Origin of the sequence: Bradyrhizobium sp., from assembly GCF_016213215.1 — a bacterium.
In the GTDB taxonomy this organism is placed as follows: Bacteria; Pseudomonadota; Alphaproteobacteria; order Rhizobiales; family Xanthobacteraceae; genus Bradyrhizobium.
Window position 1 is genome coordinate 19,623 of sequence record NZ_JACRAW010000136.1, and the last position, 13,688, is coordinate 33,310.

11 protein-coding genes and 1 pseudogene are annotated in these 13,688 nt (G+C 62.7%); 6 read left to right on the forward strand and 6 right to left on the reverse strand.

Annotation, left to right across the window (positions count from 1 at the left end; genetic code table 11):
* Window positions 1-105: 105 nt before the first annotated feature.
* From HY852_RS22605 to HY852_RS22620, 4 genes are all read left to right on the forward strand, one after another.
* Window positions 106-507, forward strand: coding sequence for a four-helix bundle copper-binding protein (locus HY852_RS22605; protein ID WP_291607117.1), 402 nt, complete (start codon window positions 106-108; stop codon window positions 505-507).
* A gap of 11 nt (window positions 508-518) precedes the next feature.
* A complete protein-coding gene (locus tag HY852_RS22610) occupies window positions 519-776 on the forward strand; it encodes a hypothetical protein (RefSeq protein WP_291607118.1) in 258 nt (85 codons plus the stop codon).
* Window positions 777-988: 212 nt separating this feature from the next.
* On the forward strand, window positions 989-1,858 hold the full coding sequence (locus HY852_RS22615; RefSeq protein WP_291607119.1) for a S1C family serine protease: 870 nt from the start codon (window positions 989-991) through the stop codon (window positions 1,856-1,858).
* Window positions 1,855-2,232, forward strand: a complete 378-nt coding sequence (locus tag HY852_RS22620; RefSeq protein WP_291607120.1) for a response regulator transcription factor — start codon at window positions 1,855-1,857, stop codon at window positions 2,230-2,232. The genes HY852_RS22615 and HY852_RS22620 overlap by 4 nt, the downstream gene beginning before the upstream one ends.
* A gap of 20 nt (window positions 2,233-2,252) precedes the next feature.
* On the opposite strand, the gene HY852_RS22625 is transcribed toward HY852_RS22620, so the two are convergent.
* From HY852_RS22625 to HY852_RS22645, 5 genes are all read right to left on the reverse strand, one after another.
* Entirely contained in the window at window positions 2,253-4,577 is a 2,325-nt protein-coding gene (locus HY852_RS22625) for a Tex family protein (RefSeq protein WP_291607121.1), read from the reverse strand.
* A 901-nt stretch (window positions 4,578-5,478) separates the two neighbouring features.
* Complete coding sequence (locus HY852_RS22630) at window positions 5,479-6,300, reverse strand: sugar phosphate isomerase/epimerase (protein WP_291607122.1); 822 nt, start codon at window positions 6,298-6,300, stop codon at window positions 5,479-5,481.
* 121 nt (window positions 6,301-6,421) lie between these two features.
* Window positions 6,422-7,189, reverse strand: a complete 768-nt coding sequence (locus HY852_RS22635; protein WP_291607123.1) for an ABC transporter substrate-binding protein — start codon at window positions 7,187-7,189, stop codon at window positions 6,422-6,424.
* A 33-nt stretch (window positions 7,190-7,222) separates the two neighbouring features.
* The gene (locus HY852_RS22640; protein ID WP_291607124.1) at window positions 7,223-7,564 is read right to left on the reverse strand and encodes a cytochrome c; all 342 of its coding nucleotides are present in this window, start codon (window positions 7,562-7,564) and stop codon (window positions 7,223-7,225) included.
* A gap of 98 nt (window positions 7,565-7,662) precedes the next feature.
* The gene (locus HY852_RS22645) at window positions 7,663-9,384 is read right to left on the reverse strand and encodes a PQQ-binding-like beta-propeller repeat protein (protein WP_291607125.1); all 1,722 of its coding nucleotides are present in this window, start codon (window positions 9,382-9,384) and stop codon (window positions 7,663-7,665) included.
* Window positions 9,385-9,972: 588 nt separating this feature from the next.
* Here HY852_RS22645 and HY852_RS22650 point away from each other — a divergent pair.
* Complete coding sequence (locus HY852_RS22650; protein WP_291607126.1) at window positions 9,973-11,001, forward strand: nucleoside hydrolase; 1,029 nt, start codon at window positions 9,973-9,975, stop codon at window positions 10,999-11,001.
* A 352-nt stretch (window positions 11,002-11,353) separates the two neighbouring features.
* Here the strand turns inward: HY852_RS22650 and HY852_RS22655 are convergent, their stop codons facing one another.
* Window positions 11,354-12,727, reverse strand: a complete 1,374-nt coding sequence (locus HY852_RS22655; RefSeq protein WP_291607127.1) for a sigma-54-dependent Fis family transcriptional regulator — start codon at window positions 12,725-12,727, stop codon at window positions 11,354-11,356.
* Window positions 12,728-13,436: 709 nt separating this feature from the next.
* On the opposite strand from HY852_RS22655, the pseudogene HY852_RS22660 reads away from it, so the two are divergent.
* A pseudogene (locus tag HY852_RS22660) lies at window positions 13,437-13,688 on the forward strand (cytochrome c oxidase accessory protein CcoG); the annotation flags it as partial.

Consider the following 13,688-nt stretch of genomic DNA (forward strand, 5'->3'; position numbering starts at 1 on the left):
GGAACCGAATTCGACCAGTCGCGTCCTGTCGAAATACCGCGCCCGTCGGGCAACCTTCTGCCGGCCCCGCGAGTTCTGCCCGCACCCCTGCTCAAGGAGGACGCCATGCACGCTCGCGAAATGATTTCCTCGCACCCGAACGTCGAAGGCGGCATCAGCGAGCCGCTGATCGCCTGCATCGAGGCCTGCTACGCCTGCGCCCAGTCCTGTACCGCCTGTGCAGATGCCTGCGTCGCCGAACAACAGGTGGCGGAACTGCGGCAGTGCATTCGCCTCGACCTTGATTGCGCCGATATCTGCACGGCCACCGGATCGCTCGCCTCGCGGCGGGCCGGCTCGGACCAGGAGGTCCTTCGTACCGCGATCGAGCTGTGCGCGCTCGCCTGCCGTATTTGCGCAGAGGAGTGCGAGAAGCATGCGCACGCTCACGAGCATTGCAGGATCTGCGCCCTGGAGTGCCGGAACTGCGAGCAGGCCTGCGTAACCGCCATTCGAAGTGTGCATTGATGGAGCAGCGCTTGAGCCTCGACGTTCCCATCGTGCCCGCCATCCGGGTCAAGGACAGCCCGCGGCCGCGGCGCCTGGACAGTCTCCAAGATGCCCTCAGCTTCGTCGACGACGCGCGCAGGGCGCGGCGAGCCGCGCCCTGGCGAGAGATCGAGAGGCGGCTCAAGGACGCCCAAACGGAAGAGGACGCGTTCGAAGCCATCGGCGCCCTGCGCGAACTCCTGATGATCGAAGGACTCCTGGAACCAGCCAGCCGCAAACACCCCTAGTGTGTTTGCGAACTTCGGAATCGAAGGACTAGCAACTGGTTGATCTAGTGTGGCTTTGGTTCAGAAGTCCGCATTACGAACTCGCGGCGGGAGTGAAGCGGACTTCTGAACCACTAGGGGGCGGCATCGAACCGTCCCGCCACCTGCCCATCCGGGCAGTTTTCGAAACGGCCGCGAAGTCCCAGATTGAGGGAAGCAAACAGGAGCTTCCCATGACCGAGCCCGGCCTGCTCTCATCGTTTTCATCCGCCCTCGCCGGTATGGTGGCGCGCATTGCGCCCGCTGTCGTGTCGGTGCATTCGCATCGCCTGCGCGCCACCGGCTTTCTCTGGAAACCCGGTCTCGTGGTGACGGCTGAAGAGGCCCTGGCCGATGAAGGCGAGATCTCGATCAAACTGCCGGACGGCAGCGAGCGGCCGGCCAGCGTCGCCGGACGCGATCATACGACCGACATTGCGCTGTTGCGGGTGGACACCGCGAACATCGCGCCCGTCAGATTGTCGGCCGCGATCCCGACGCTCGGGGCGCTGGCCGCCGTTGTCGCGGCGGAGCGCGGCGCATCGACCGCCGCGCTCGGCATCGTCTCGCTGTCGGGCGAGCGCTGGCGCAGCCTCCGTGGCGGCGAGATCGATGCCAGGATCGAGCTCGACATACGGTTGCGACCCAGCCAACAGGGCGGGCTTGCGCTCGATGCCTCGGGGGAAGCTTTCGGCATGGCCGTCCTCGGTCCTCGGCGCATACTGGTCATTCCCGCAGCGACCATCGAACGCGTCGCCACCAGGCTGGAAACTCACGGTCGCATCGGGCGGGGTTATCTCGGCCTGGGACTGCAGCCGGTCAAGGTCGATGACGGCGTCGGCGCGATGGTGATGAACGTCGACAAGGCCGGACCGGCGGCCATCGCCGGCGTCCGGCAAGGCGACGTGGTCGTCGCTCTCAACGATGAAAAACTCTCCGGGGTCCGTTCGCTGTCCCGTGCGCTGGGCCCGGAGAGCGTCGGCTCGGTACTGGACCTTTCGATCCAGCGCGCGGGCGAGCCGCTGCGGCTGAAGGTGACGATCGGCGAGAGGCCGGAGACGTGAGCGAGCAAACTACGCCGGAGATCGTGATTTCATTGGAGATCGACGACCCCGCGCTTGCCGACCGATTGGCTACGCTGCTCGACGGCATCGCCGGGCTGCGCCTTGCGACACCGGGAGAAGCGGCGAGCCTTATCCTCGTCTCCCGCGATCGGCACGAGGCTGTTCACGCCGGCGGCACCGATCTGACTCCGCGGGAGCTCGACGTCCTGGCGCTGCTCGCCGAAGGCGCCTCGAACAAGGCCATCGCGCGGCAGCTCGGCATCTCCGTTCATACCGTGAAATTTCATGTCGGCTCGCTGCTCGACAAGCTTGATGCGACCGGCCGCACTGACGCGGTGGCGCACGCCGCGCGCCGCGGCGTGATCAACCTGTAGGAAGTGCAGATCGCCTGCGCTCAAGCCTGCTTGCCGCGTCCGCTCTTTTCCGCGGCCCGACGCAGGGCCTCGGCGAGCGCGCCGCCGGATGAGTCCTGCTTCGACTTTGAAGACGAGGTCGTTGGACCGCGGACGGCCTCGCGCGAGCCCTTCGCCTCCTTCTTGCCGGCAACCTCATCGTCCAGCCGCATGGTCAGGGAGATGCGCTTGCGGGCAACCTCGACGTCCAGGACCTTCGCCTTGATGATGTCGCCTGGCTTCACCACCTCGCGCGGATCCTTGATGAAGTTCTTCGACATCGCCGAAAGGTGTACGAGTCCGTCCTGGTGCACGCCGATGTCGACGAAGGCGCCGAACGCGGCGACGTTGGTGACCGTGCCCTCCAGGATCATGCCGCGCTTGAGGTGCTTGATCTCCTCAACGCCATCCTTGAACACGGCGGCCTTGAAGGCGGGACGCGGGTCGCGCCCCGGCTTTTCCAGTTCGCGCAGGATGTCGGTGATCGTGGGCAGGCCGAAAGTGTCGTCGACGAAGGCCTGCGGCCTGAGCTGGCGCACGACTTCGCCGTTTCCGATCAGCCCCTTGATGTCGCTCCTGGTCGCCGCGAGAATCCGCCGCACCACGGGATAGGCTTCGGGATGCACGCCCGAGGAATCGAGCGGATCCTCGCCGCCGTTGATGCGCAAAAAGCCCGCGCATTGCTCGAAAGCCTTCGGCCCGAGCCGAGGCACGTCCTTCAGCGCCTTTCGCGACTTGAACGGACCGTTGGCGTGACGATGCTGCACGATACTTTGCGCAAGCCCCGCCCCGATTCCCGAAACCTTCGAAAGTAGCGGCTCGGACGCCGTATTGACGTCGACGCCGACAGCGTTGACGCAGTCCTCGACCACGGCATCGAGCGACCGGGCGAGCGTGGCTTCGCGGAGATCGTGCTGATATTGCCCGACGCCGATCGCCTTGGGATCGATCTTGACGAGCTCGGCGAGCGGATCCTGCAGGCGGCGTGCGATCGACACCGCCCCGCGCAAGGTAACGTCGAGCTCCGGCAGCTCCTCCGAGGCAAAGGCCGACGCCGAATAGACCGAAGCTCCGGCTTCGGAGACGACGATCTTGGTCATCTTCAGCTCGGGGAGCCGCTTGACCAGCTCGGTCGCCAGCCTGTCGGTCTCGCGCGAGGCCGTGCCGTTGCCGATGGCGATGAGATCGACGTGGTGCGCGATCGCATGCTTGCCGAGGATCGCCAGCGCCTCATCCCACTGCCGCTGCGGCTCGTGCGGATAAACAGCGGTCGTGGCCAGCACCTTGCCGGTCGCATCCACCACGGCGACCTTGACGCCGGTACGATAGCCGGGATCGAGCCCCATGGTGACGCGGGCGCCGGCGGGCGCAGCCAGCAACAAATCGCGCAAGTTCGAGGCAAAAACCCGCACGGCTTCCGTCTCGGCCGCATTCCACAGCCGCATGCGCAGATCGATGTTGAGGTGCACCTGGATCTTGGTGCGCCAGGCCCAGCGCACGGTCTCGATCAGCCAGCGGTCGGCGGGGCGGCCCTGGTCGGAGACGGCAAAGCGCTTCATGATCTTCAATTCGTAGGCGCCCGGCACGCCGGCCGGCGGCGCATCGCGCTCCGGCTCGATCTGCAGATCGAGGATCTCCTCCTTCTCCCCGCGGAACATCGCCAGGATGCGGTGCGACGGCAATTTCGGCAGCGGCTGGGAGAAATCGAAATAGTCCTTGAACTTCTCGCCTTCGGTCTTCTTGCCCTTGCGCACGGTGGAGACCATGCGCCCGTTGGTCCACATCTCTTCGCGCAACTCGCCGATCAGGTCGGCATCTTCGTCGAAGCGCTCGACCAGAATGGCGCGCGCGCCGTCAAGCGCCGCGGCGACATCCGCCACGCCCTTCTCGGCGTCGACAAACGGTTTTGCCGCCTTCCTGGGATCGCTCGCGGGCTGCGTCAGCAGCAGGTCGGCGAGCGGCTCAAGGCCCGCCTCCCTGGCGATCTCGGCCTTGGTGCGACGCTTCGGCTTGTAGGGCAGATAGATGTCTTCGAGACGCGCCTTGCTGTCGGCCGCAAGGATGGTCGCTTCCAGCGCGGGATCCAGCTTGCCCTGCTCGCGAATGGACTCGAGAATCGCCTTGCGACGTTCCTCGAGCTCGCGCAAATAGGTCAGGCGCTCTTCCAGCGTGCGCAATTGCGCGTCGTCGAGGGCGCCAGTCAGCTCCTTGCGGTAGCGGGCGATGAACGGGACCGTGGCACCGCCATCAAGCAGCGTCACCGCCGCCTCGACCTGCTCCTCGCGTACGCCCAGCTCCTGGGCAATTCTTTCATTGATGCTTGCCACGCCGAATTTCCTCTACCGAAAGCAACCGAACCACCGACCGCGGGGACGCGCTTATGGACCATTCGGCAGTGATTCATCAAGGTGCCGCGCAATGCAATCGACAGCCTTTCGATCCAAGCGGTCCATCCCCATCGTCCCTTCTCCCGCCACATTCGTTTGAGCAGCCGCGCGCAACGGCGCAGCGTCCACCACAACCCAACCCGCGTTTCGTGACGTACGCCCTCTTACCGCGCGGGATGGCGCAACCCTACGCTGATTTTTACTTCGGAAAACGGGAAATTTTTCTGCCGCACGGGCTGGACCTACTGATGGTGTGATTTGCCCGTCGAGGCACACTGAGTTGGAGGAACGTCCATAGAATATCAGAATTGATAGTCGTCGGCGGTCGTGCCGGCATTTCAAAAACACGAGGAAAACTCCATGAAGAAGGTTTATCTCGCAGCGGCGTGTGCTGCCGCATCGCTGGCTGTTGCCGGCTTCGCAAACGCACAAGGAACCGGAACGGGTTCAAGTCCGACCGGCGTATCGACCAACCAGTGCTGGGACGTGAGTAATAATCTGGTTCGCGAAAGAAGTGGCACCACGGCCACTGGACCGTCTGGAGAGACGAACCGCACCGTCGGGTCAACAACGGCAACCACATCGCCCGGCTCGAGCTCCACCACCGCTACTACGCCCGGTTCATCTGGCACCAGCTCCCATGCCGCCGCTTCGGCACGCCCGGCGGGAATGCCAGATTGCTAGGCGCCGATCACCACGACGCTCGGGCTGCGCTACGCCATGGTCTGACGACTTTGCCCCGTTTCCTTCGGGCAACGGGGCTTTTCTTTGCGCCTGGACCTTCGCACCCTATTGCACGAGCTTCATCCTCGGCCCCGCCAATCACATTGTGAGCGAGGCTTCACCTGCTGGTTCGAAGGTAGGCGATGCTCGCCCTTATGCTTCTCATTGGATCGGGCGAGTGATCCTGCTCGACAAAGAAGTGTCGTACGCCGCTTTGGAACGACGCGTCGACTATTCTGCCGAAATCGATCGTGCCGTTACCCAGTTCAGTGAAAGATCCGTCCTTTGCCATATCCTTGAGATGAACCAGGCGAAACCTCGACGGATGCGCCTTTAGAAAAGTGGAGGGATCGACCTTGCCCTTTGTTGCCCAGTACACATCGAGCTCGAACTTGACAAAGCGTTCATCTGTGCGGCTGAACAGCAGATCAAACGGCTGGACGCCATCGGCCAGGTTCACGAACTCGAAATCGTGGTTATGGTAGGCAAGCGTAAGCCCCGAACGCGTCGCCAGTTCACCGATAACGTTCAGGTTCTCACAAATCCGCTTCCAGTCGTCCACTGTTTGTCGCTCCGGCTGGTCCAACCAGGGGCAAACAACAAATCGGGCACCAAGCACGGCAGCCGTGTCGAACGATGCCCCGGCATTCTTCAGCAGGCTGGTATAGTCGAAGTGCAATGACGGTGCGGTGAGACCCAGGCTCCGGAGCAGTTTACGGGTTCGCCTGACATTGGGGCCCAGGACACCGACAAACTCCACTTCTCGATAGCCGAGAAGGGCCACGTTCCTCAAGGTACCTTCAAAGTCGGACTTGAGCAGGTCGCGAACCGTGTAGAGCTGCAGTCCGATTTTCCGCAAATCTCGACCGTATGCCGCAGTGGTTTCCATCGCAGCACCAACGGCAATACTTAGAAAAAAGTCGCGTCTGCTCAGTGCCATGACGAGTTCGCCCTCGCTAGACCCTGGAACCGTCCTCCGCAACCTGCAGGCAGTTCTGATTTCATCGAGAAGGCCCGTCGTCCATAGGGCGGACCTCAAGCAGCCAGGGCGTTGCGCGCCGCTACCTCGGTGATTGCAGCACCACTCCATAACGCCGGTATATCCGATCGATCGTGCCGTCGGCCCGCAGCCGCTCCAGGGCCCCATCGATCGCATCGCGCAGGCTGTCGTCCGGGCGAACCATGCCAACGGCGACATTCCAGTTGAGGTCCGCCTCGCTCTCGTCGAGATCCAGAATGCGGACCGCCTTGTCCGGATGCGTCAGATTGAAATAGCTCGCCACCGTCGGCGTGACCGCCGCCGCGTCGATCTCGCGGTTGGCCAGGGCGTCGAGGCTGTCGACCTCGAAACCGAAGGTCGATGTCGGCACGTGCCGCCGACTGATGATCATGGCGGCAACGGATCCGACCTGGACACCGACCTTGGTTTGCGCGCCGAGGCTCTTGAACGACGTGAGATTGCTGCCGGACGGCACTGCCAGCGCAACGCCCGTGCGATAATAGGGTTTTGAAATCCTCAAATTGGTCTCGCTTTGCGCTTCGCGATCGGCGATGACGTCCAGAACAATATCGCACCCGGCGCTACGCATCTGGTACTGGGTGATAATCCAGTCGAGCCTCAGCGAGACGCCGAGCTCACGCGCCAGCGCCTGTCCCAGTTCGACCTGGAACCCGGAAGGGTCGCCAGCCTTGCTCGCGAATGGAAGCGAGTTGGGGTGGGCACATAGCCCGAGCACGCCGGTCGAGCGGATTGCATCGAGCGATCGCGCCTGCGCCGGTCCCATCAGCCCGGTGACGGCGACGATCATGAGCGGGAGGATTATCTTCATTCCATGTCCCTGTGGGGATGATCCGGAGCCCGCTCATCCCTGGTGCGGTTTCAATTCGCGGATGTACTTGATGATTTCCTCGATCTGCGCGTCGCTGAAGGTCGAACCGAATCCGGGCATCGCGCCAGGCTTGCCGTTCTTGATACGGTTGCGCATAAAATCGTCATCGCGGGCCGTGTTCATGAGCTGCGGTCCCTTGCCGGCCTCGCGGCCCCCATCGGAATGGCACCAGCCGCAGGTCGTTGCGAACAATTGGTCGACATCGAGATGCGCGCTGTCCGGCGCAGGGGAAGCCTGCTGCGCGGATGCGGGCATGGCATAGGCCAGCGAGACGGCAAACACCGCCGGCAGTGCCATACCAAAGTTCAATTTCAAAGGCAGAGCTCCGTCTTCTTTTCGTTCAGCCCCATCACTTGTCTCAACGCACGAGGAGCGGGCTTGTGCCCGCTCCCCGCCAGACCGTCCGAGGAAGCCTACTTCAGGGTGTAGACGATGAGCGCGCCGTCATCGCGCGGCATGTGCTTGTAGACGCCGCCGAAGGTCGGCGCGTAATCGTCCGACGCCATGCCACCGAAGCCCGCGGTCACGGCGACATATTGCTTGCCGTTGACCGAGTAGGTGATGATGCCGCCCTGGTGGCCGGTGCCGTCGGAATGACTCCACAGCTCGGCCCCCGACTCGGCATCGTAGGCATGAAGGATGCCGCGCGAGTCAGGTACGAAGACCAGATTTCCGCCGGTCGAGAGCACGCTCCCGAGCGGCGGCTCGGGATAGCGAACCTCCCACTTCAACGCCCCGGTCACCGGGTCGCGCGCGTCGAGATGACCATAGATCTCGCCGCCCGGAGGAGGCGCGATCTTGAAATTGGCACCGATGTTGAGTTGGGCCTGTGGCGCGATCACCGGCGTGGTCTTCAGGACCTCGAGCGTCATGCACCATTCCTGGCCGAGCTTGTAGTAGAGGCCCGTCTTCGGATTGTACGAGCCCGAGTTGAAGCTGACGCCGCCGGAAATGTGCGGGCACAAGGGTTCGGTGACCTTGCCTGCGGGGAAGTCACGTCGCCCGATCAGTTCCCCCGTCTTGGGATCGATATCCTTGACGAAGTTGCTGTTGTGCGTGATGCGCCAGACGTTCTTGACCTTCAAATTGCGGTCATAGACGAAAATGTAGCCGCTCTTGTTGGGGTGCACCACGAGCTTCTGGCCGTCGCGATCAAGCATCACGAACTCGCCGACCGCGCTGTCGAAGTCCCAGGCGTCGTGCGGCAGCTCCTGATGATAGTATTTCAGCTTGCCGGTATCGATATCGAGACCGATCACCGACGTCGTATAGAGATTGTCGCCGGGGCGGGCGCCCTGCGTCTTGTAGTCGGGGCCCGACCAATCGTAGAGCGGCGCCGGGTTGGCGGTGCCCCACAGAATCGTGTTGGTCTCGGTATCGAAGGTGCCCGGCATCCAGCCGCCGCCGCCGCCGGTGCGCCAGGAGTCGCTGCCCCAGGTCTTCATGGCTTCCTCGGTGCCGGCAACCGTCAGGAACTCCCATTTCTTTTTCCCTGTGGCGGCCTCGACTGCGAAGATCGGGCCGCGGCCCGGCCACTCGCCGCCCTGCGCGCCGATGATCACCATGCCCTTGGCATAAAGGGGCGCACCGGTGAAACCGACCGTCAGCTTCTGGGAATCGATCAGCTTGGTGTCCCAGGCGACCTTCCCGGTCTTCATGTCCAGCGCGATGAGCCGGCCGTCCATCGTGCCGACGTAGACCTTGCCTTCGCCAAGCGCGGCGCCGCGATTGTAGGGAGAGTGCGTCTGCCGCGAGATCAACGCTTCGTCCAGTTCCGGGAAATGGGACCAGATCACTTCGCCGGTCGCGCCGTTCAGCGCAAACACCCGGCTATAGGAGCCGGTGTAGTAGAGCACGCCATCGGCCACCAGCGGCATTGACTGCAGGCCGCGGGTGGATCGTCCCGGAATATGGATCCAGGCAACGGCCAGGTTGCTGACATTGCCGGTGTTGATCTGGGAAAGTGGACTGTAGTGCCAGGACTTGTAGGAGCCGTGATAGGTCAACCAGTCGTTCTGACCGCCCGCGTCGATACGCGCGGTATCGATGACTTGAGCAAAGCCTGTCGACGCCGCAAGCGTCGCACCCAGGACAACGGCAACAGGCAAAGAAAAATAGCCCAATCGTTTCTTCATAGGCACTTCCTCCCTTTTTGCGCTGGTTATTTCGTTTCAGGCGCGCTGCACCTCATCACTTGTCGGTCGAATACTGTTTGTGCCGCGCCGGAAAGTCCCGATCCTGTTTTCATCAGGGGGCAACGCAGTGGCACAGGGTGTTTCGTCGAGCTCATGCCGAAAGGCCGGCCGGCTGTTTCCCGGATGGCAGCGGGTGCGAACCTCCTCCGCCATTTCCCTCAACAGCTGACTGCCGGGTGCGGCGTTGCGGGTGCCCCGATTGACGCATTGCACAATCGGCCTCCGACATCCCGTCCGCGTGTGCAGGGCATTTGCAGGCATCGCGTCCAACCGCCTCCCGCCCTAAGTGCAGCGACTTTGCGCTTGCTTGGCGTTATCATCGCGGTGGAATGTGGCGAGACGGGGCCGATGGTCGTATCGTCTCCGTTTTTGTTCCCAACGGCGAGCAATGGCGGTCCACCGCTCGCAGCTTTGATGGATGCATTGTTCCGCTGTTGCCAAGAGGTCGAGAGCGCCTGCTAGGTTCATCCGACGAAATCACGCGCGGCAACGGCCGTGCGCAGCAGCAGTAACGTTCAGGAGCATGCAATGCGCCTTTTCGCGCGACTTGTATCGTTCTGGCCAACTTTCTGCTGCGCTGCGATAGCGGCGATGATTTACGGCGGCGAAAGTGCCCCGATGGGCAGGCAGGCCATGGCCGCCTCCGCCCCGGCTCAGGAAATGGTCATCATAGATACCGATATCGGCGACGATTTCGACGACGCCTCGGCTATAGGATTGGCACTATCGAGCTCTGAGCTCAAGATTGTCGGCATAACGACGGCGTGGGGCGATACGGTATTGCGCGCGCGATTGCTTGATCGATTGCTGTGCGATACAGGGCGCGCCGATATCCCCGTGGCGGTCGGTATCGCGAAGCACGGTCCGGGCCAGGCAATATTCAGTCAAGCCCGTTGGGCAGCCCGGCAGCCGGCCAAAGCGTATCCGGCCGCGGTCGATTTCGTGCTGGAGCAGATCCGCCGCCGTCCGGGAGAAATCACCCTGATCGGCATGGCGCCGTTGACCAATTTGGCCGCACTGATCGAACGGGATCCAGCCACCTTCAAGCAGCTGAAGCGGATCGTGATCATGGCTGGCTCCATCCATCGCGGTTACGGTGACGGCTATGCGGCCGAGCGCCGTCCCGATGCGGAATACAACATCGCCATGGATATGTCGGCAGCCAGGCAGGTCTTTGGTTCCGGCGTTCCGCTCTACGTGATGCCGCTCGATGCCACGCAACACAGATTGGATGAGCTCAAGCGGCAGCGGCTCTTTACCGAGAGCACGAACCTTACCGACGATCTTTCGCTGTTGTACCTGCAATGGGCCGAAGGCTTTCGACAGCAAACGCCGACGTTATACGATGCTGTTGCCGTGGCCTATGCGATCGACCCCACTCTATGCCCGGCTTCGCCAATGAGAATCGAAGTCGACGATCAGGGCTTTACGCGCCCCACATCGGGAACGGCGAACAGCTTTGTCTGTCTCAGCTCCGATTCCGGCAGGTTTTTCAATTTCTTCATGCCTAGACTGATCCAGCAGAGACTTGCCGGCTCGTGCGCCAAGTCACCATGAACGCCGAGGTGATGGCTGAGTGACAAGATCTCACGCTCGCAAGGCTACGAATCGCGTTGCACTTCGCTGACAGGCTCCGGGATCGATCCGTCAACAGCTTGCGCGAGCTCTATGACGAGAGCCTCGACACCGGAAAGCCGATTTACGTCCGCTATATCTCTTCGCTTTCGCACGAGCACACGTATTGGGAATGTCTCATCCTGCCCTTATCGTCCGACGGACGAGGCAAACCGACATTCGCGTTCAACCACCTGGCCAGGCTCAGCGACAAGGCGGACGTTCTGCAGGTTTTGTTCGACAGATCCCTGATCGGCATGCTTGCGGCCGTACCGATTACTTACGTCTTGCCGTCTCAAGAATCGGACTCCAGCTCACGCAGCTTGCGATAAAGCGTTCGCAGGCTGATCCCGAGCGAGCTTGCAAGTTCCTGTCGACTGCCTTGATGGTTCATCAACGCCGCGCGCAATGCCTCGGCTTCAACCGCCTTGAGCGAGGGCGACCCGCTCGCCGGACGGACTGGCGAGCTGGCTCTGCCCACGCCCGGCTGCGCGCCCATGCCAACAGGCTGGATCGCCAGGGCACGGTCGATGATCGCGACTGGAATGACGTTGCTGTCGCACAGCAAGACAGCACGTTCCAGCACGTTGCGCAGCTCCCTGACATTGCCGGGGAATGCGTGATGCTCGAGCCGAGCCACGGCACCGGCAGCGAGGCTCAAATTCCTTCCCGGCGCAATGCGGGCCAGTAAAGCTGCGGCAATGAGGGGTATGTCCGCGCGGCGCTCGCGTAACGGCGGCAGCGGGATCGGGAACGTACTGAGACGGTAATACAGATCTTCGCGAAAGCGCCCGTCGGCGATCATGCTCTGAAGATCACGGTGGGTTGCTGAAATGAGCCGGACATCGGCTTGGCGCAGCTCCGTGCTTCCGACCCGGCGATAGGTCCCGCTTTCAAGCAATCGCAGCAGCTTCACCTGCATCCCAAGAGGAATGTCGCCAACCTCGTCGAGGAACAGGGTTCCGCCACTTGCGGCTTCAACCAGGCCGGGCTTGGCTACATGCGCGCCGGTGAACGCGCCCTTCTCGTGGCCGAACAGTTCACTCTCGAACAGGGTCTCCGTCATGCTGGCGCAATCGACCACGACGAAGGGGCGCGAAGCCCGTGCGCTCGCCTCATGCACGGCGCCTGCGACCAGCTCCTTGCCTGTGCCCGACTCGCCGAGGAGCAAAACGCTGGCATCCGATGGCCCGACGCGGGCAACCATCCCCAGCATCTCCCGGAAAGGGGCGGACCGGCCGATCAGACCCTGGGCGGCGGGCTCACCATGCGCTCCCCGAAGGGACTCCATCTTTTCGATAAACAGGGCAAACTTGCCCCGTGCATCCCGGATCGGGGTGAGTTCGACGTTGACGTAGGCCTCGCCTTTCGGCGTGTGATGCAGGTGCAGGGCGCGCTCGCGCTGGCCGCTTTCCTGCAGGCGGGCGCGAGGGCAACTCTCACCGGCCTGATCGCACGGGACGTTGAAATGGTGAGAAACCTCGTAGCACTTCCGTCCGATCACCGACGCGGCCGGGCTGAACTCGGCACGATAGGCAGAGTTCGCCGCAACGATCCGATACTGCTCGTCGAACAGGATATGCGGCTCCGGCAGCCCCTCCAGGTACGACACCAGGTCCGGCTTTGCCGAACCGGAAGCAGGCGAGCCGCTTCTGTCCTTGTTCTTCACCTGCTTCGCTCCTGAGATCGGTGGGACAATAATCCTGCCATGAAATGTCACGGACTGCCAGTTTTGGCACTCAAGCTGACACCTGTCACCCTCCATCCCTTCCCAAGTTGTTGATCCCGCGCCGGAAAATGCGGCGCAGTGCGACTGGCACGCATCTTGATACCGGACGGATATCAATGGTGGGGGCTCTGCGCATGACCAGCACGGTTATTCCGATAAACCGAAGCGAGACGTTGCACCGTCGAATCGAATGGTGCGTTGGGTTGGCGGCGGCGCTTCCCCCCTGTGAAACCAAGACCGCACTGGAAGAACTCGCGCGGGAATGCGTCCGTGATCTGCTCGAGGAGCAGCACGGAGCCGCCCTCATCAGCCTCGTCAAGACGAAGTGCGCCGGCCGGAAAGAGCTGCCGTGGCCGATCGCAGCCAGGAAGGTTCCCAGGAAAGCGCCGGTGAGACTCCCGTTGCGGTGGCCGGTGGGAGCTTCTTAGGCTTCCTCTTGCCAGAGATAGATTTCGCGAGGAGCGAATTTTGCGGGCACGCCGTCGGTCGCCAACGACGATCACCGGCGTCTGCGATCGATGCGCTCGGTCGAGAGCGCGCTCGAACCCGCTCCGCGTAGCGTCTCTTAATTCGTCATGTCGTGTGTCGGCCCAGCGGCTTCGGAGCGCGGGACACGGCGAGACTTGGAAACGATTGCGAGCATTTGCCAATGACCGACGACACCTTCATCGAAGGCCCGCTCTACGAGAAGCGCAAGAAGGTCTATCCGCAGTCGGTCCACGGCCGGTTTCGCCGCATCAAGTGGGCGGTTCTGTGCATCACCCTCGGCGTCTACTACTTCCTGCCGTTCGTGCGCTGGAATCGCGGGCCCGGCCTGCCCGACCAGGCCGTGCTCGTCGACTTCCCGCATCGCCGCTTCTACTTCTTCTTCATCGAACTGTGGCCGCAGGAGGTCTACTAC